We start from the raw sequence: 18,867 nt of genomic DNA, 5'->3' as shown, positions 1-18,867 counted from the left end.
GGGTCAGGGCGTCTTCGCGAAACCGGCCGCCACGGCATAGACCACGCCCTCCCGGTGCGGATCGAGCCCGATCAGCCGGTTGAGCGCGCCGTCGCGAAAGCCGCCCATGCAAAGCGTCGCCAGCCCCAGTTCGACCGCGGCGAGGCAGAGATTCTGCGCGACATGGCCGGCCTCGAGCAGAATGTAGCGATAGCCCCGCGGCCCATATTTCTTCTGCGACCGCGGAAACACGGCGCCGATGCAGACGACGATATTGGCGTCGATAATGAACGGCCAGGTGTAGAAGATCGTCGCTGCCTCAGCCTGCCAGTCGCCGGCACGCACCAGTTCGAGCGCAGGCCCGCGCGCATCGAAATGATAGATGCCGTCGGCCAGTCCCTCCACCTCGCGGAGCAGCAGATACAGCTCGAGCGGATAAAGGCCCCCCGCCGAAGGAACGCCCCGCCGGAGAAAGGCATGGCCGCCCTCAAGTGCGGCCCGGTCGACGATGCCATAGGCCGCGTGCAGCAGATCGGAGAGCATCTGCCCGCTCATCGCCCGGGGCTCGAACGCGCGCACCGAATAGCGCGCCGCCGCCAGCGCCACGACGCTACCCGGGACAGGCGGCGGCAACGGGATACGCGCCGCCTCCAGATGATCCTTGAATTCCTGCGCGAAGGGGGCTCCGCGATAGGCCTGTTCGTTCAGCCAGGGCTCGGAATTGAGGTGGAACAGCCGGGAAAGCTGCATGGGATCGTCGACCGGCAGCATCGCAGCCATCAGGCCAGGGGATGGGGGCAGGGGTTGAGCGTCGCCTCGGTGCGCGCCGCGTCGCGCAGGCCCCAGGCGACCGGCGCGTCGAACAGTCGCGTGCCGCCCAGCCGGGCCTCGCCATGGCCGAAATGGATCGGCTGGAAACCCGTGGCGATGCAACGGACGACGCGGATGCCGGTCGCGACGATGTCGGCCCCGGTGATGTCGACATAGGCGACCCGAGCGCCCGCCCGGACCAGCCCGTCGACGACCAGATCGAGCGCCGCCGCGGGATCGGCGGTCTCTGGCCGGGGGAGATCGTCCAGCGCCACGCTGTCGCCCAGGTCGAGAAAGTCGAACTCGCCCAGGTTGCGGCGGAGCGCATGGAAGGCGGGATGATCGTCCAGCCCGCGCACATCCTCATAGCTTCTGAGCCGCTCGGCATGGTCGGACTGCCCGGAGCGCGCCGCTTCGCTCGGACGCGCCTGGCAGGCCTCGAACACGGCCTTGTCCAGCGCCGCGACCGGATCGACATCGCAGCCCATGCCGATCACCCGTGCCGGGCCGGTGCCGGCCAGGTCGTCGAGCACGGCGAGCATCACATAGGGCACCTGGTCGGTCGCCAGGCGATAGAGCCGCAGCTCGACCCCGTGCAGCCGGTAATGCCGCGCGATCGAGGCCGCGTGGCACCCGTTCTGCGGTATCGCGATCCGCGTTGCCGGCAGCTGGTTCATCCAGCCGATCAGCAGCGCATCCCGCTCGATCACCTCGTAAAAACCGCTCAGGATCGCCCGGGTCAGATCGGCCCCTGCGGCAAGCCCGTTGGAGGTCGTCGCGGTGACATGGTCGGCCGCCAGCGGCATCGGCGTGACGAGATAGACCAGCCCCGCCGGCAGCGCGACCTGCGTGCCCGCAGGCAATTCCACGCCCCGGATCCAGGATATCGGCACCTCGGGCGACCAGCGAGCATAACGCGCGTCCGCCTCATATTGTGCTTCCGAATAGAGCACGCAGTCGGCCGGCGTGATCGCATCCGGCTCGGCCGGGCCGGTCCACACGCGCGCCGCGTCCCAGTGATAGGCGCTATAGCGTTCCACCGCCTCGCCGATCGCCGAGAGCTTTGCCTGAGTCTCGGTCGCGCCCTTGCCGCCGCTCAGCCGTTCCGCCGCCGGCGCGGCGCGGAAATCGAAATGCGACAGCATTGCGGTGAACAGATGCGGCGGCACCGGCTCCTCGGCCCCGCGCTGCTGATGCGCGACCTCGGTGATGATGCCGGTCCTGCTGCTGACCAGCAGCTCCATCGTCCGTTCCGCACCGGGGTTCATGCCGCCGCGCCCGTATCGCAGACCGGGCAGCCGGGCTTTTTCAGCACGACATGCTTCTCCTGCCGCAAGGTGAGCAGGCTGGTCACGATCAGCCGGCCGTTGAGCGCGGGCTCGGCGATGCCGGTCAGGATATTGACGGCCTCGGCCACCAGCATCCCGGCCAGGATCTCGGCGCCCCAGGCCAGATTCTCGCGCCTCGCGCCGAGATCGCGGCGCAGCCGGTCGAGCCGCCGCTCCAGCGCGAAGCGCGTCTGCGGATCGGCCGCCGTCGCCACCTCGCGCATCCGGTAGCACATATAGCAGGGGCCATCGGGCGAGGCGTCGAACCCCGGCCCGGCAACGACCTCGCTGCCTTCGAGCGATCCCGTCAGCCAGGCGACCCCGGCGCCGCGACACGCCCGATTGAGCTTCAGCGCGAGATTGAGTTCGCCGGACTCGAGGCAGGAGATGACGAGATCGCTGCCTGCGACCAGCGCGGCGATCGCCTCGCTGTCTTCGGGGCGGTCGCCCGCCCATGCGATCATCGGGTCAGGCATCGTAGCGGCCAGGCGCTCCGCCACCAGCTCGGCACGGTTGCGGCCATTGTCGTCCTCAGCGAACAGCCCCGAAAAATAGGGTGATGTCGCGTCCGCCATAGCGGGATCGATACACAGGATTTGCCCCACGCCAGCGGTGGCGAGCAGCCGCGCGACGCTTGCGCCGGCACCGCCCATGCCGAATATCACAACCTTCGCTGCGGTCAGCCGCGCCTGCGCGCCGCGCCCGTCAGGCGCCGTCTCGTCGAGATAGCCGAGCTGAGTCGCCAGCCGCGCCGGCGGCTCCTCGGCCGCCGCCGCACCGTCGATCAACAACCCCTGTCCCGCCAGCATCTCGATCGCTGCCTCCAGTTCGTCGCGCGGAAAGGCGGAAGCGGCGGAATCGCAGATCTCGTCCACACTGCGGGTGCCGTCGAGCAGGGGGAAGACGATGCGCTCGAACTCGCGAAAGGATCGCCCCTTCATGGTCAGCGACCGGCGCCACGACACGAAGCGGAGCTGCTCAGCGCCCGATGGGTCGGGCGGCTCGGTCCAGGTGAGGAAGCAGCTAGGCAGCAGCGGTTTCTGCAACCCGGACCTCCTGCAGGTCGGCCGCCGGGCGATCCCGGAATACGGCAAGGCTCAGCACCCGGTCGCCATCGCGCGCGACCAGCCGCCGCGCGTCGAAGTCGGCGACGATCGCCTCGATCCCCGCTTCGTCGATGCCCAGGTCCCGGGCGAGATGCGCCACGGTCGCGGCCCGGTCGCACCGTGCATAGACAAGCGCCGCAAGCCCGGCAAAGTCGTGGCGCGCCGCCACGGCCGCTGACCGGCTGTCGAAGATGGTCAGGCGATCACCGGCGAAATGCGCGTCGAGCCGCGGCGGCTCGGCGGCGGCGCGACCGTCGATCCATCGCCGCGTCTCGCGCTGCACCGGCGCCAGATAGGTCTGCGGATCGCGCCGGTCCGGGTAATCGAAATCGAAGAAATAGGCGAGTTTCGACAGGTCGCGCCGGCCGAGCGGGAAGACGTAGAAATAGGCCTGGGCCGGGCGCAAATTGGTGAAGCCGAACCGATCGGGCTCGCCGTGAAACGGGCTGAACCGGTCGAGCCGCACCATGCCGCAGGAACAGGGCGGATCGAGATGCGTGAGCCGCGGGATCAGCGCGGCCATCCGCTCATATTCGGCCGGGTCCTCGCCCGGGAAGCCGCCCAGGATATTCCACGACACCTCGATGCCGACCTCGCGGCACCAGCGCATCAGCTGGATGTTCTGGAATCCGGTGCAGCCCTTGCTCATCAGGGTCAGCACCGCGTCGGAGAAGCTTTCGATCCCCGGCTGGATCTGATTCACCCCGCCCGCACGCAGCTTGACCAGCTGCTCGAGCCGCAGATTGGCCTTCACTTCGTAGAACAGCTTCAGGTCGTGCGGCGACGCGGCCAGGCGCGCAAACAGCGTGTCGATGTAGCGCAGGTCGAGGATGTTATCGACGCAGCCGATATTCTCCGACTCATAATGGGTGAGCAGATAATCGATCTCCTCGAACACCCGGTCGGGCTTCTTGGACCGGAACACCATGGTGTCGCCGTTCAACCCGCAAAAGGTGCAGTGATGCTTCGCGCCCCACCAGCAGCCGCGCGAGGATTCGAAGACGAGATGGCCCTTGAACAGCCCGGCCAGCGCCGAGGTCGCGAGATTGCCGAAATAATCCTCGAAGTCGGGATAGGGCAGGGCGTCGAGATTGGTGACGGCGGGCGACCGCGCCGGCAGCGTCACCTGGCCCTGTTGCAGCACGCCGCCGATCGGCTGCGGATCGGCACCGCCCAGCAGGCGATCGAGCAAGGCGGGAAAGCTCAGATCGGCTTCGCCCGAACAGACATAGTCGATCCACGGAAAACTGCTGATCAGCTGCAGCCCCATCTCGCCTTCGCAATTCGCCCCGCCGAACACGATCACCGGCGGCGCGGGCAGCGCCTTCAGCCGGCGCGCCACCGCCAGGCAGGCGCAGGTCTGGTGGAATACCGTCGAGAAACCGACGATACGCGGGTCGCGCGCCATGATCTTGGCGACGCAATCTTCGAGGAAGCCTGCGACTTGCGTGCGCACCCGCATCAGCGCGGCGATGAAGGCGGGGTCGCCGCCCGCCATCGGCCCGAAGATATCGTCGAAATAATCGGCCGGCGCGGGGATGTCGTCGCCGAACAGGTCGTCCGCGAACACCCATTCGCCGAGCAGCATGTTGGGCGGGAATTCGGAGGCGACGCGCTGATAGTCGCCAATGCCCATCAACCCCGCAAGATCGAGGTTGAAATAGATCGCCTCGGCTGAATGGCCCGCGCGGCGGACCTCGGGTATCAGCAAGCTGACTCCCATTGAGGGCCGCCCCACATCGGCGAACGGCATGATGGGAAAGACGACATCCACGCGCCGTACTCCCGCTAACCGCTCACCGTTTGTTCAGACCCTGCCCCGCGACTGCCGTCTGGAGCAGACACCGGGCTCAACCGCCCAGCGTGCCGAAGCCGCCGCCGCTGATCGGCCCGCCCGGCAGGCCGCCGCCGCATTCGTTGATGCACTGTTCGATCGTGCACGCGCGAATGGTGCATTGCTGGACGACGGTACAGGCCCGGATGGTGCATTGCTGAACCACGGTGCACGCGCGGATGGTGCATTGCTGGACCACGCAGGGATGGACGATGCATTGCTGCACGACACAGCTCGTCACGCACGGTTGTGGTTGCGGCACCGGCGTGAGCGCGGTCGCGCCTCCCTCGGCGCTAGGCGCCACGCCACCGTGTATCAGGGATGCGACCTTGTGATAGGCACGCATCTCTTCCTCCGAGACGTGCAGGCCGCTCAACTTGTCTTCGAGCGCCGCAAGGCGCATCTCGAGAGTCTTCTCGTCGCTTGTTTCAGCCATGGCTGCCTCCATCAGTGTTCAGTAGACACGACGACACAACAGCGCCAAGTTATTTGGCGCGAGTCGTTTTTGCTGGATTGCGGCTATAGTATCAGTTTCGGGAATGTCTTCAACAGAAAGCGCAGAAAAGCGATTGGAAACTATAGCAAGATTCCAACCTATCTTGTCGCTTCTGTCCAATCGCTGGCTGATTAGCCTTCGGCGTCGGCCTTGAGCGCGGCGAGCAGCTTCTGCCACCACTGGCCATGACGTTGCAGGAAGGTCATGCCGACCATCCCATGCCGCGCCGCATGCGGCGCCGGGACACTGTCCCAGCCGAGGTGCTCGACGGTGACCCGCGTCTCCGCGCCGATCGCCTCGAACCGTACATCGACCCGGGTCGACTGATCCTTGGTGAAGCTCGCCTGGCGCCAGGTCAGGCCGAGCCGAACGCCGGGCTCCCAGGTCGTCACCCGCCCGATCTCGAATACCGCGCCGTCCGCCTGGGTCTCGGTGAAGCGCCCGCCCTCCATCGGTTCGATCGCCAGCGTTCCCGGGCCGGCGCGAGTGAAGGCGAACAGCTGATTAGGCCGCCACCAGAGATGGATCTCGCGCGTGAACGCCTCGAACACGCGGTCCGGCGTGGCCGCGATGCGCAGCGCGACCAGGATGCGCGAACTCACGGCCGCGCCTCGACATGCGCCTTGAGCGCGGCGAGCTGATCCGCCCAGAGCTGTTCGGTCTCGTCCACCCAGGATTTGAGCCCCGCCATCGATCCCGCCTTCAGCGCATAGATACGCACGCGCGCGTCATAGTCCGGATGCACTTCCTCGATCAGCCCACCCGCCTTCAGGGTGCGCAAATGCCGGCTGAGCGCGGCGGGGCTGACGCCGACACTCTCGGCCAGTTCCCCGGCACGGTGCGGCCGGTCGCGCAGCAGCTCGACCACGCGCCGCCTTGTCGGGTCGGCGAGCGCGGCAAGCGTGCGATCGATCGCGGTGGCCGCGCTCAGGAGAACATCTCGATCTTGAGGCCGGTCGCCTTCTCCGACTCCTCGACCGAGAAGGGCCGCTTGTTCTGCGCGAAGGTCCAGACATGCCCTTCGGGGTCGCGGGCGCGATAGGTGCGGTCGCCATAGAATTGGTCGGTTGGTTGCTCCACGATCTCCGCGCCGGCCTCCACCGCGTGCGCGCAATGCGCGTCGATGTCGCTGTCCAGGTTCACATGCAGGCCCTGGCTGTTCTTGCCGCCGATGCTCGCCGGACTGGCGGTATAGTCGGCCCATTCATTGCCGATCATGATATAGCCATTGCCGAAGCTCAGCTGGGCATGGACCATCTTGTTGTCGGGATCGGTGATCAGCATCGCGGGCTCGAACCCGAACGCCTTTTCGAGCCAGGTGAAGGCCGCCAGCGGATCGCGGTAGAAGATGGCGGAGGCAAGCGAGGCTTGAGTCATGAGATCATCCTTCACGAGTCGAGAAATATTTAACGTTATAGGCAAATATATTCACGCACGTCAAATTCGCGCGCGCCGCCTATGATCGTGCCAGGGAGATGTCTCATGCGGATCATGCTCGCCACATTGGCGATGGCCATCGCGGTACCGGCCCCGGCGCAGGACCGCGCGGCCTTGGTGGGTGTCTATGACGGCCACCAGACCGAGATGGGCGCCCAGCTCAGCCTGACCGCCGATGGCCGCTTCGAATACGGCCTGGTCTATGGCGCGCTCGACGAGGCGGGGCAGGGGAGCTGGGTGGTGAAGGACGGCCGCGTGCTGCTGACCAGCGACCCAGTCACGCCGCCGCGCTTCGTCTCCACCGGGCAGAAACCCGCGCCGGCCGGCACATTGCGCCTGTCGCTCGAGACGCCCAAGGGCGTGTCGCCGCACTATTTCGATGCGGTCGTCACCTCGGCGAAAGGCACCACCAAAGGCGGGCAGTTCACCGAGGAGGGCCTGTCGCTGCCGCTCGACGCGGCCGACCCGCCAGTCAGCGTACGGCTGTTCCTGCCGATGTTCGATCTGGCGGGCGATATGGTGCCGATCGATCCGACCCAAGGCTATTGGCTGAGCTTCCGCTTCGAGCCGAACGACATCGGCAAGGCCGATTTCCGCGAAACCGCACTGACGATCGACAAGGGCGACCTGGTGTTCGACCGCTTCGGTCGCACGATCCGGTTCAGGAAAGTGGAGTAACTATCTTCCCAACCACTCGCAGACGAAATCGCCGATGCCGCCCGCCCTAAGGCGTCGTCGGATCGCGCCGCACGGGCACCGGCGCGTCCTGCCAGCCGCCGCCCAGCGCCTTGAACAGGCTGATCTGCGCATCCGCCACCGCCGCGTCGGATTGGGCCAGCGCGGCGCGCGCATCGGCGCGGTCGCGCTCGGCCTGGATCAGTAGCAGGAAGCTGTCGGCGCCGTAGTCGAAGCGCATCCGGGAAAGCCGCGCCGCCTCGGTGCTTGCCTGGGCGGCGCGGGCAAGCGCCGCATTCCGGTCCAATGCCCCCGCATAGCGGGCCAGTGCCTGTTCGACTTCCTTCAGCGCGGTCAGCACCGTTCCGTCGAAGCGGGCGAGCGATGCGTCGGCGCCCGCCTCGGCCTGGCGGACACGCGCGCGCGTCGCGGTCATGTTGGGGAAGCTCCACGAGATCAGCGGCCCGAGCGACCAGGAGAAACCGGCCGGCTTGAAGATGTCGCCGGGCTTCTGCGCGCCGAACCCGACCGCGCCAAGCAGACGGATCGAGGGATAGAGATCGGCCGTCGCCACGCCGACGCGCGCCGTGTCGGCCGCCAAGGTGCGTTCGGCCGCGCGAACGTCGGGGCGACGGGCGAGCAGCGCCGCGCCGTCACCGACCGGCACCGTCACGGTCACGCGGGGCGGGGCGGTGCATTTGTCGGCATCGGCATCGATCGCTTCAGGCGTATGGCCGGTCAGCGCCGCCAGTGCGTAGAGCGCGGCGCGGCGTTCGGCCTCGAAGGTCGGGATCTGCGCCTGGGTGCTGGCGAGCAGCACATCGGCGCGTTGTACGTCGCGGCGGGTGCCGCGCCCGGCTTCGAACAACGTATTGGTCAGATCGAGCGTCTGCTGCTGCAGCTTCACCGTCTCGAGTGCGACCGAGCGTTGTGCAGCATTCGAGCAGGCCTGGGCATAGGCGCGTGTCGTCTCCGCCGCGACCGAGACCCGGGCTGCGTCGAGCTGCGCGGCGGCGGCATCGGTGTCGCCTCGTGCCGCCTCGATCGCGCGCGTCACGCCGCCAAACAGGTCGATCTCATAAGAGGAGTCGAAACCAAGCGAGTAGAAGTCGGTCTCGAACGCCTTGCCGGTCGGGCTCTGCGTCGCCGCGGTGCGGCTGCGCGTCGCCTGGGCACTGAGATCGGTGCTCGGCAACCGCGCGCCGCGCTGCTCGGACAGCACTGCCCGCGCGCGCGCGAGGTTCGCCGCGGCGGTGCGGATATCGGTATTGTGCGCCAGCGCGTCGGTGACGAGCCGGTCGACCACCGGATCATTATAGAGCTGCCACCAGTGATCGGGCAGCGGCGTCGCGGCGACGCTGTTGCTGCGGATGGTCTCGGCGAATCCGGCGGCCGAACTGCTTGGCGTGGCGGGGTGCTTATAGTCGGGGCCGACGGTGCAGGCGGACAGGGCGAGGACGCTGGCCACCACCCCTAATGCCTTCCCCGGCGAAGGCCTGGGTCCAGTTGGGATAGCTTCTCGATCAATCGCTGAGGTTCGCCCAACTGGACCCCGGCCTTCGCCGGGGAAGGGGAATGAAGCGGAATAAGAACGCATCATGCCGGCTCTCCCGCAGGCTCGGCATGCGGCGGCTCGGCCTTTTTGTGCGGGATCTTGCTCGACACCCAGTCACCCAGCTTGCGGCTGATGACATAGAAGCTCGGTGTGAACAGCAGGCCGAAGGTGGTCACGCCGATCATCCCGAAGAACACCGCGACGCCGAGCGCCTGGCGCATCTCGGCGCCCGGGCCGGAGCCGATCACCAGCGGCAGCACGCCAAGGATGAATGCGATCGAAGTCATCACGATCGGGCGCAGGCGCTGCTCGGCGGCATGTTCGGCGGCTTCATGCATCTCCATGCCCGCTTCCTCGTTCTGGCGGGCGAATTCGACGATCAGGATCGCGTTCTTCGCCGCCAGGCCGATCAGCACGACCAGGCCGATCTGGGTGAGGATGTTGTTGTCCCCGCCCATCAGGTTCACGCCAAGGATCGCGGCGAGCAGGCACATCGGCACGATCAGGATGACGGCGAGCGGCAGCACCAGGCTTTCGTAATTCGCCGCGAGCAGCAGGAACACGAACAGCACGGCCAGCCCGAACACCAGGCCGGCGGTATTGCCCGCCTGTTGCTGCTGGAACGCCAGCTCGGTCCATTCGAAGCGCATGCCCTTGGGCAGGGTCTCCTCCGCCAGCTTCGCCATGGTCTTCAGCGACTGGCCCGAGGAGAAGCCGCGCACGGTATCGCCCTGGAATTCGGCCGAAGGGTAGAGGTTGTAGCGCACCACACGGTACGGGCCGCTGTCGTTCTTCAGGGTCATTACCGCATCGAGCGGCACCATCTGCCCGCTGGCGGAGCGGGTGCGCAGATGCCCGACATCCGATACCTGGTCGCGGTACGGCGCATCGGCCTGGGCGGTCACCCGATAGGTACGGCCGAGGAAGTTGAAGTCGTTGATATAGGTCGAACCGAGATAGGTGCCGAGCGTCGAAAAGACATTCTCCACCGGCACGCCCAGCTGCTCGGCCCGCTCGCGATCCACATCGGCGAACAGGCGCGGCGTGCGCGTGTTGAAGGTGGTGAAGGCGCTGGTGATGCCCGGCGTCTGGTTCGCCTTCATCATCATCGCAAACGCGGCGCCTTCCAGCGCCTTGTAACCCATGTTGCTGCGGTCCTCGATCAGCATCTTCCAGCCGCCGCCGGTGCCGATTCCGCGCACGGGTGGCGGCGGCACGACCAGGATATTGCCGCCGTTGATACCGCTGAACGCGCCGCGCAGCTCGTTGGCGATCACATCGGCATTCGCGCGGTCGGCATGCGGCTTCAGCGGGATGAACATCGCGCCCGCATTGGGCGCGGTCGAGAAGGTCGCGCCGTCGAGGCCGGCAAAGGCGACGGTGGCCTCGCTCGCCTTGTTGGCCAGCGCGATCTTGCCCGCCTGAGTCATGATCTCGGTCGTCCGTTGCAACGAAGCGCCCGGCGGCAGCTGGATGACGGCGATCAGATAACCCTGGTCCTGCGCCGGGATGAACCCGGTCGGCGTCGCGGTGAAGCGCCACCCGGCCAGTCCGATCAGGCAGACATAAACGATACCGACCAGCGCGAGCGCCCGCACCGCACGCGCTGTGAACTTGCCGAAGCGCGTGCCGACGCGTTCGAAGCCGTGATTGAAGCCGCGCGCGAACCGGCTCGGCAGGCCGAGCACACCCGGGCGCGGTTCGCCCTCATGCTTCGGCTTCAGGATGATCGCAGCCAGCGCCGGCGACAGGGTCAGCGACACGAACGCCGAGATCACTGCGGCCGACACGATGGTAAGTGCGAACTGCTGGTAGAACTGGCCGGAAATGCCGGGGATGAAGCTGGTCGGGATGAACACGCCGCACAGCACCAGCGCGATCGCGATCAGCGCGCCGGACACTTCGTCCATCGTCTCATGCGCTGCTTCGCGGGGTGTTAGCCCCTTTTCGTGCATCAGGCGCTCGATATTCTCCACGACCACGATCGCGTCGTCGACGACGATACCGACGGCGAGCACCATGCCGAACAGCGACAGATTGTTGAGGCTGAAGCCGAACACGGCAAGCATCGCCAGCGATCCGACCAGCGACACCGGCACCGCGATCAGCGGGATGATCGTCGCGCGCCAGCTCTGCAGGAACAGCAGCACGACAAGCGCGACCAGGATGATCGCCTCGATCAGCGTGTGATACACCGCCTCGATCGACGCCTGGATATATTCGGTCGGGTTATAGGGAATGCTGTACGCCATCCCCTGCGGGAAGCTCTTCGCTGCCTCGGCGATGTCGGCGCGCACGGCCGCCGCCGTGGTCAGCGCGTTCGATCCCGGCAACTGAGTGATGGCGATGCCGATCATCGGCTTGCCCGAGAGGAAGGCGTTGATGCCGTAATCCTGCGCGCCGATCTGCACCCGCGCGACGTCGCGCAGGCGGGTCAGCCGCCCCTGGTCGTCGCGCTTGACGATGATCTCGCCGAACTGTTCCGGGGTGGTGAGTCGGCCGGTGGCCTGGATGCCGAGCTGGAACGCGGTGCCGCCCTGGTTGAACGGCGGCGCGCCGACCGATCCGACCGCGACCTGCGCGTTCTGCGCCCGGATCGCGGCGACGATCTCGTCGACGGTCAGGTTGCGCGACGCGGCGCGATCAGGGTCGACCCAGACGCGCATATTGTAATCGCGCCCGCCGAACGCCCGCACGCCGCCGACGCCGGGGATGCGCGCCATGCGGTCGATGATCTGCGTCGTCGCATAGTTGGAGACATATTGCTGCGGCAGCGAGCCGTTGGGCGAGGTCAGCGCGATCACCATCAGGATGTCGGGCGAGTTCTTCAGCACGGTCACGCCGACCTGGCGGACCTCGGCCGGCAGGCGCGGCTCGGCGGTGGAGACGCGGTTCTGCACCAGCACCTGCGCCTGGTCGACATTGACGCCCTGCTTGAACGTCACCGTGATCTGCAGCGATCCGTCGCCGGTGGCGGACGAGGACATGTAGAGCATGTTCTCGACGCCGTTGATCGATTCCTCGAGCGGCGCGGCCACGGTTTCGGCCAGGGTCTCGGCGGTCGCGCCGGGATAATTGGCGGTGACCACCACGGTCGGCGGCGCGATCTCCGGATATTGCGCGACGGGCAGGCCGGGATAGGCGACCAGCCCGAACACGACGATCAGGATCGACATGACGGCCGCGAAGATCGGCCGCTCGATGAAGAAATGGGGGAATTTCACGGGATCAGTTCGCCGTGGCTTCGGACGGCGGCGGGGCCGTGTCCGGTTGCGATGTGGGCCCCGTGTCAGCCGCCTGCGGCTTCATCACGATCTTCTTCGCCTTCACCGCGGCGCCGGGCTGCAGGGTGGTGATGCCCTCGATCACCACCTCGTCGGTCGGCGCCAGGCCAGTCTTGATGACGCGCAGGCCCTCGACCTGCGGCCCGGTCTCGACCGGTCGCGGCGATGCCTTGCCGTCCTTGCCGACGACATAAACCAGCTTGCGGGTCTGGTCGGTGATGATCGCCTCGTCGGGGACGAGCATCGCCCTGTAGGTGCCCGAACCGAGCAGGCGCGCCCGGCCGAACATGCCGGGCGTCAGGAAGCCATCGGGATTGGCGATCACGGCATGCGCGCGGATCGTGCCCGAATTGGTGTCGATCGCATTGTCGACGAACTCCATCCGCCCGCGCCAGCGATAGCCGCTTTCGTCAGCGAGCTGGACCTGGACCGGATTGGGCGTGTTGCGGGAGGACCCGCGTTCGCCCGTGCGCGCCTGGCGGATATATTTGAGGTAAAAGCTTTCCGCGCCCTCGAAGGAGAACCAGATCGGATCGGTCGAAACGACGCGGGTCAGCACCGTCGTGCCCTCGGTCGCGAAATTGCCCTTGGATACGCGCCGGTCGGATACCAGGCCGGTGATCGGCGACCGGACGGTGGTGAAGCCGAGGTTCAGCCGCGCATTGCTGACATTGGCCTGCCCCGCCGCGAGATCGGCCGCGGCGCTGCGCACATTGGCCTGCTTGGTCTCATATTCTTCCTTGCTGATCGCCTGCGCGGCGAGCAACTTGTCGGCGCGGGCAAGCTCGGACCGGGCGTTGATCAGCGCGGCGTTCGCCTTGGCCGACTGCGCCTGGGCCTGGGCGAGCGCGGCGGCATAGGGACGCGGGTCGATCGTGAAGAGCGGCTGGCCGGAGCGGACGCGCTGCCCGTTGACGAACAGTACCTGGTCGATCGTGCCCGACACGCGGGGGCGAAGCTCGACATCCTGGATCGCCTCGAACCGGCCGACATATTCGTCCCAGTCGACCACGTCGCGCTGCAGCGGCACGGCAACGGTGACCTGGGGCGGCGGCGGCGCGGGCGGCTTGCCGCTGCCCGAACAGGCAGACAAGGCGAGCGCCGCAGCGGAAATGAAGGAGGCCGAAGGCCAGCGGAAAACAGTCGGCATCGGTTGGCTCATCCCCTTGTCGGCCAGCTTCTTCTTTTTCCGAGCATCCCCGCAATGATCCTGGGTCTCGCGCCCGGCACATAGTCGTGGTGCAAGTGCGAACGTTGCGAGCGGTTTGCAAGGCCGATCCAGCCGATTTCGACCCCATATTAGCGCTAACATATTGCGGAGGAAGTGTAACTTTCTTTCCGCTTCTTTTCCCAACAATTCTCGTCGACCGGAAAATCGCGACCAGTGTGTCCATCGGGCGGCTCGCTCGGCCATATCGCGCGCTTCAGCAGGACGATGCAACAGGCGGCCCTTGGCAACCGCAGGCAACCGTGTTGCGGGATGCCGCAGGAACAATCCTGCCGGCGGCTGGTTCTCCTTTTCTTGGGCATCGGCCGGAGGGGGCTGGAACGATGGTAAGCGGGGAGGGCGAGGCGCAGCCGACGAGCAGGTTCGAGCTGCTCGTGCAGAGCGTTACCGACTACGCGATCTACATGCTCGACCCGAGCGGGGTCGTGACCAGCTGGAATGCCGGCGCGCAACGCTTCAAGGGCTATACCGAGGAGGAAATCCTCGGCCATCATTTCTCGCGCTTCTATACCGAGGAGGACCGTGCCGCCGGCTTGCCGGCGCGGGCGCTCGCAACCGCCCTGAACGAGGGACGGTTCGAAGCGGAGGGGTGGCGCATACGCAAGGACGGGACGCGTTTCTGGGCCAATGTGGTGATCGATCCGATCCGCGATACGGACGGCACCTTTATCGGCTTCGCCAAGGTGACGCGTGACCTGAGCGAGCGGCGGAAGGCCGAGGAGGCGCTGCGGCACAGCGAGGAGCGATTCCGCCTGCTCGTCCAGAGCGTGACCGATTATGCGATCTACATGCTCGATCCGACTGGCCTGGTAACCAGCTGGAATGCCGGCGCGCAACGCTTCAAGGGCTATACCGAGGAGGAAATCCTCGGCCATCATTTCTCGCGTTTCTATACCGAGGAGGACCGCGCCGCAGGGCTGCCCGAAACCGCGCTCGACACCGCGGCGCGCGAGGGCAGGTTCGAGGCGGCCGGCTGGCGCGTGCGCAAGGACGGCACGCATTTCTGGGCGTCGGTCGTGATCGATCCGGTGCGCGACCCGAAGGGCCGGCTGGTGGGCTTCGCCAAGATCACGCGTGACCTGACCGAGCGCCGCGAAGCGCAGCAGGCGCTGGACCTGGCGCAGGAGGCATTCTTCCAGTCGCAGAAGATGGATGCGATCGGCAAGCTGACCGGCGGCGTCGCGCATGATTTCAACAATCTGCTCGCCGTGATCATCGGCAGCCTCGATCTGGCCCGGCGCCGCATCCCCGAGGGAGCGGATATCGGCCGCTTTCTCGACAATGCGATGAGTGCGGCAGAACGGGGGGCGACCCTCACGCAGCGCATGCTCTCCTTCGCGCGCCGGCAGGAACTGAAGCTCGAAACGGTCGATGTCGGGAATCTGGTGCGCGGCATGGCCGAGCTGCTCCAGCGGACGATCGGTGCGGGAATCAGCATCGACACCGAATTCCCGCTCCGCCTGGCGCCCGCCCGTGCCGATCCGTCCCAGCTCGAGCTGGCGGTGATGAACCTGGTGGTGAACGCGCGCGACGCCATGCCAGACGGCGGCAGAGTGACGATCGAGGGCAAGCAGAAGCGGATCGGGCGCGGTGCGGGGCTGCAACCCGGCGATTATGTCCGCCTGTCGGTGGTCGATCGCGGCCAGGGCATGGACAAGGTGACGCTCGCGCATGCGATGGAGCCGTTCTTCACCACCAAGGGTGTCGGCAAGGGCACCGGCCTGGGCCTGTCGATGGTGCATGGCTTCGCCGAACAATGCGGCGGCCGGCTGATCCTGAAGAGCCGCCCGGGCAAGGGCACCAAGGCGGAACTGTGGCTGCCGCTCGCGACGGCGGTGGCGGATGCCGATCAGCGCGACCAGGCGGCGGCGCCTCATATGGCGATGGAGCCGCTGGTGGTGCTGGCGGTGGATGACGATGCGCTCGTCCTGACCAACACGGCGGCGATGCTGGAGGAAATGGGTCACCGGGTGCTGCGGGCCGCGTCGGCGCGGGAGGCGCTGGCGATTGCGGCGCGGGAGACGGTCGACCTGGTCGTGACCGATTACGCCATGCCGGAAATGACGGGCGCGGACCTCGTCGCCGCGCTCCCTGCCTCGATGCCGGTTCTGATCGTCTCGGGCTATGCGGAAATTCCCGCCGGCGGAGAGGCGATCGGCGCCAGGCTGACCAAGCCATTCCGCGAGGAACAGCTTGCCGATGCGATACGGGACCTGATGCTCCAACGCGAGACGACGGTCGAATCATGACAGGCAAGGACGCGCGCCGGCTTTCGTTATTTGGCGGCGGCGACCTTGTTCGCGACTCGGCTGCCCGATGCAGCCGGACCATGGGCCGCGGTGCGGGTCAGCTCGGTTTGCACCTCGTCGGCCCGGATCCGGTCCAGCAGGAACCACACTGCGGCGGACAGCAGGAAAAGCAGCGCGAAGGTGATCAACACCGGCACTGCCTCGCTGTCCTGTGCCGCGACCGCCTGTTTGGGCTGGTCGTCGGTCTGATCGGTCATACCGTTCCCCATTATCTGGCGGTGCAACGATGCTGCATTCCGCCGGTTCCCTCCGGGAATCGAGCGTATGCGGTCCGCAGGGGTTGAATCCCCGTCACACCGCGATCGCCGATGCCCCTTAATAGGGTCATGAGCGATATAGAAAGCCAAAGGCGTCGGAATGGTATCGCCGGGAGACGAAAATGCGGCAAACCCGTCCCTCGCCGGGCTTGAAACTTCCGGCGCGAAGAATCGTTCGACCCTGATGACCGCAACCGAATACGACTGCCTCGTCGATCGCAAGTCCCTCCCCGATACCGCCGTCCATGCCATTCGTGAATGCTGGTTCCTCGCCCGGAGCCTGGTTCCCGCCGGCAAGACGTTGCGGCGCCGCCTCGCCAACCGGGGCGGGCCGCGCATCCTGCTGCTCCCTGGCCTGTTCGCGACCGATGCGGCGATGCGGCCGATGCGCATGGCGCTGCGCTATGCCGGGTACCGCGCCTATCGCTGGGGCCTGGGGCGCAACATGGGCGCCTCGGCCGATCTGTTCGAACGCCTGGACGCGCGGCTCGACCAGTTGCAGCGTCGCGACGATCGTCCGGTGATCCTGCTCGGCTGGAGCTTTGGCGGGCTCATCGCGCGCGAATATGCCAAGGTCGCACCGCACCGCGTGCGCGCCGTCATCACCCTTGGCAGCCCCTTTTCCGGCGATCTCAGTACGACGATGCTCGCGCGGGTCTATGAATGGATCGCCGGCCACCGCGTCAGCGCGCCGCCGATCCAATGTACCCTGTCGGAAAAGCCGCCGGTCCCCACCGCCGCGATCTGGTCGCGCTGCGACGGCGTCATCCCCGTCTTCGCCGCGCGCGGTGCCGCCGGGGAGGCCGACCACCGAATCGAGGCCGGGTGCGCGCACCTGGCCTATCCGTCCGACGACGGCGCGCTGGTAGCGGTGCTCGACGCGATCGCGCGCTGCTGTCCGGACGAGGCGATCGTGCCGCCTGCTTCCCGGCCGGTATTCACCGGCATGGACATCCCGGGACTTCCGGCCTGATCTACCGACATGCCTCGATGTTAAGGCGCCGCGCACCGGCTGCGTCTAGACCGCGACATTATCTCGCTTGCGTGCTGGTCCGGCGCGGCGAACAATGGAGCCGACATGACTCTTGAAAAAAAGGCGGCGACCGGCGTTGCCGGACTGGATGACATCACCGCGGGCGGCCTTACCCGGGGCCGCCTCTATTTGCTCGAAGGCAGTCCCGGCACGGGCAAGACCACGATCGCGTGTCAGTTCCTGATGGCCGGTGCCGCGGCCGGGGAACGCTGTCTCTATATCACCCTTTCCGAGACCGAGGAGGAGCTGCGCGAAAGCGCGGGCTCCCATGGCTGGGTGTTAGACGACAAGATCGAGGTGTTCGAACTGGTACCGCCCGAAAGTCTGCTCGACGAGGATCAGCAGCAGAGCCTGCTCTATTCCTCCGATCTCGAGCTGGGCGAGACGACCAAGCGCATCTTCGAGGCGTTCGAACGCACCAGGCCCGACCGGGTCGTGCTGGACAGTCTGTCGGAGATCCGCTTGCTCGCCCAGAGCTCGCTGCGCTATCGTCGCCAGATCCTCGCGCTGAAGCATTATTTCTCGCGCCGCGGCACGACCATCCTGATGCTCGACGACCTGACGACCGAAATGCTCGACAAGACCGTGCACAGCGTCGCGCACGGCGTGATCCGCCTGGAGGAATTGTCGCCCAATTACGGCGCAGAGCGGCGCCGCCTGCGCGTGGTGAAATATCGGGGCCAAGCTTTCCGCGGCGGCTATCATGATTTCGTGATCGATACCGGCGGCGTGCGGGTCTTTCCGCGGCTCGTCTCGGCCGAGCACAAGAACAGGTTCAGCCGCGATCTCGTGGCGACCAGGCAGGCGGCGTTGAACGCGTTGTTGGGCGGCGGCTTCGAACGCGGATCTAGCACCCTCATCATCGGCCCGGCCGGTACCGGCAAATCGTTGCTGACCCTGACTTTCGTCGCGGACGCGGTCGCGCGGGGCGAGCATGCCGCGATGTTCATCTTCGACGAGGAAATGGGCCTGCTCACCTCCCGCGCCCGGGCCCTGGGAATCGATCTCGACGCGATGGTCGAAAGCGGGTCGCTGACGCTGGAACAGGTCGATGCGGCCGAACTGACCCCGGGGGAATTCTCCCAGCGCGTGCGGAACTGCGTCGAGACGCACAAGGCGCGTACCGTCGTGATCGACAGCGTCAACGGATACCAGGCGGCGATGCCGGAGGAGCAGGCGCTGATCCTGCACATGCACGAGCTGCTGCAATATCTGAACCGCCAGGGTGCGACGACCTTCCTGACCGTGGCGCAGCACGGCCTGGTCGGCGACATGAGGGCGCCGGTCGACGTGACCTATCTGGCGGATACCGTCATTCTGCTGCGTTATTTCGAAGCCGCCGGGCGCGTGCGCCGCGCGATCTCGATCGTGAAGAAACGCACCGGCGCGCATGAGGACACGATCCGCGAATTCCGGATCGGCAGCGAGGGCATCACGCTCGGCAAGCCATTGACGGAGTTTCAGGGCGTGTTGCGCGGAGTACCGTCGCTGATCGGTTCCACGCCACACGACGGGTTCGCCGACGAATGAGACCTG

16 protein-coding genes are annotated in these 18,867 nt (G+C 66.7%); 4 read left to right on the top strand and 12 right to left on the bottom strand.

What is annotated here, in order from left to right:
* Nucleotides 1-3: 3 nt before the first annotated feature.
* The 8 genes from ACZ1I5_RS17820 to ACZ1I5_RS17785 form a co-directional block, all read right to left on the bottom strand.
* Entirely contained in the window at nt 4-759 is a 756-nt protein-coding gene (locus ACZ1I5_RS17820; protein WP_465170580.1) for a SagB/ThcOx family dehydrogenase, read from the bottom strand.
* Nucleotides 759-2,057 carry a YcaO-like family protein gene (locus tag ACZ1I5_RS17815; RefSeq protein WP_465170579.1) on the bottom strand — a complete coding sequence of 433 codons (1,299 nt, stop codon included), beginning with the start codon at nt 2,055-2,057 and terminating at the stop codon, nt 759-761. The genes ACZ1I5_RS17820 and ACZ1I5_RS17815 overlap by 1 nt, the downstream gene beginning before the upstream one ends.
* Nucleotides 2,054-3,163 (bottom strand): TOMM precursor leader peptide-binding protein, encoded by a 1,110-nt coding sequence (locus ACZ1I5_RS17810; RefSeq protein WP_465170578.1) that lies wholly within the window; start codon nt 3,161-3,163, stop codon nt 2,054-2,056. Before ACZ1I5_RS17810 ends, ACZ1I5_RS17815 begins: the two co-directional genes overlap by 4 nt.
* A complete protein-coding gene (locus ACZ1I5_RS17805) occupies nt 3,141-4,997 on the bottom strand; it encodes a RiPP maturation radical SAM C-methyltransferase (RefSeq protein ID WP_465170577.1) in 1,857 nt (618 codons plus the stop codon). Before ACZ1I5_RS17805 ends, ACZ1I5_RS17810 begins: the two co-directional genes overlap by 23 nt.
* A gap of 76 nt (nt 4,998-5,073) precedes the next feature.
* Complete coding sequence (locus ACZ1I5_RS17800; protein WP_465170576.1) at nt 5,074-5,493, bottom strand: hypothetical protein; 420 nt, start codon at nt 5,491-5,493, stop codon at nt 5,074-5,076.
* A 191-nt stretch (nt 5,494-5,684) separates the two neighbouring features.
* Nucleotides 5,685-6,155 (bottom strand): SRPBCC domain-containing protein, encoded by a 471-nt coding sequence (locus tag ACZ1I5_RS17795; protein ID WP_465170575.1) that lies wholly within the window; start codon nt 6,153-6,155, stop codon nt 5,685-5,687.
* Complete coding sequence (locus tag ACZ1I5_RS17790) at nt 6,152-6,466, bottom strand: ArsR/SmtB family transcription factor (RefSeq protein ID WP_465173992.1); 315 nt, start codon at nt 6,464-6,466, stop codon at nt 6,152-6,154. Before ACZ1I5_RS17790 ends, ACZ1I5_RS17795 begins: the two co-directional genes overlap by 4 nt.
* 14 nt (nt 6,467-6,480) lie before the next feature.
* Nucleotides 6,481-6,930: a VOC family protein gene (locus ACZ1I5_RS17785; protein ID WP_465170574.1), complete on the bottom strand. Its 450-nt coding sequence runs from the start codon at nt 6,928-6,930 to the stop codon at nt 6,481-6,483.
* Between the two features lie 105 nt (nt 6,931-7,035).
* Between ACZ1I5_RS17785 and ACZ1I5_RS17780 the strand changes: the two genes are divergently transcribed.
* Complete coding sequence (locus ACZ1I5_RS17780) at nt 7,036-7,668, top strand: hypothetical protein (RefSeq protein ID WP_465170573.1); 633 nt, start codon at nt 7,036-7,038, stop codon at nt 7,666-7,668.
* A 46-nt stretch (nt 7,669-7,714) separates the two neighbouring features.
* Here the strand turns inward: ACZ1I5_RS17780 and ACZ1I5_RS17775 are convergent, their stop codons facing one another.
* The 3 genes from ACZ1I5_RS17775 to ACZ1I5_RS17765 all read right to left on the bottom strand — a co-directional run bounded on the left by ACZ1I5_RS17775 (nt 7,715) and on the right by ACZ1I5_RS17765 (nt 13,654).
* Nucleotides 7,715-9,133 (bottom strand): efflux transporter outer membrane subunit, encoded by a 1,419-nt coding sequence (locus ACZ1I5_RS17775; RefSeq protein WP_465170572.1) that lies wholly within the window; start codon nt 9,131-9,133, stop codon nt 7,715-7,717.
* Nucleotides 9,134-9,261: 128 nt separating this feature from the next.
* A complete protein-coding gene (locus tag ACZ1I5_RS17770; RefSeq protein ID WP_465170571.1) occupies nt 9,262-12,444 on the bottom strand; it encodes an efflux RND transporter permease subunit in 3,183 nt (1,060 codons plus the stop codon).
* Between the two features lie 4 nt (nt 12,445-12,448).
* Nucleotides 12,449-13,654, bottom strand: coding sequence for an efflux RND transporter periplasmic adaptor subunit (locus ACZ1I5_RS17765; RefSeq protein ID WP_465170570.1), 1,206 nt, complete (start codon nt 13,652-13,654; stop codon nt 12,449-12,451).
* A gap of 401 nt (nt 13,655-14,055) precedes the next feature.
* On the opposite strand from ACZ1I5_RS17765, the gene ACZ1I5_RS17760 reads away from it, so the two are divergent.
* Nucleotides 14,056-15,981 (top strand): hybrid sensor histidine kinase/response regulator, encoded by a 1,926-nt coding sequence (locus tag ACZ1I5_RS17760; protein WP_465170569.1) that lies wholly within the window; start codon nt 14,056-14,058, stop codon nt 15,979-15,981.
* Between the two features lie 26 nt (nt 15,982-16,007).
* Here ACZ1I5_RS17760 and ACZ1I5_RS17755 read toward each other — a convergent pair whose 3' ends face one another.
* Entirely contained in the window at nt 16,008-16,238 is a 231-nt protein-coding gene (locus tag ACZ1I5_RS17755; protein ID WP_465170568.1) for a hypothetical protein, read from the bottom strand.
* Between the two features lie 244 nt (nt 16,239-16,482).
* On the opposite strand from ACZ1I5_RS17755, the gene ACZ1I5_RS17750 reads away from it, so the two are divergent.
* Together ACZ1I5_RS17750 and ACZ1I5_RS17745 are read left to right on the top strand one after the other, a co-directional pair.
* Nucleotides 16,483-17,271 (top strand): alpha/beta hydrolase, encoded by a 789-nt coding sequence (locus ACZ1I5_RS17750; protein WP_465170567.1) that lies wholly within the window; start codon nt 16,483-16,485, stop codon nt 17,269-17,271.
* Nucleotides 17,272-17,376: 105 nt separating this feature from the next.
* The gene (locus ACZ1I5_RS17745; RefSeq protein WP_465170566.1) at nt 17,377-18,861 is read left to right on the top strand and encodes an ATPase domain-containing protein; all 1,485 of its coding nucleotides are present in this window, start codon (nt 17,377-17,379) and stop codon (nt 18,859-18,861) included.
* The last annotated feature ends 6 nt before the right edge of the window (nt 18,862-18,867 follow it).

This window comes from Sphingomonas sp. BL-S-30 (assembly GCF_055521475.1).
This window is presented reverse-complemented; position numbering and strand designations above follow the sequence as displayed.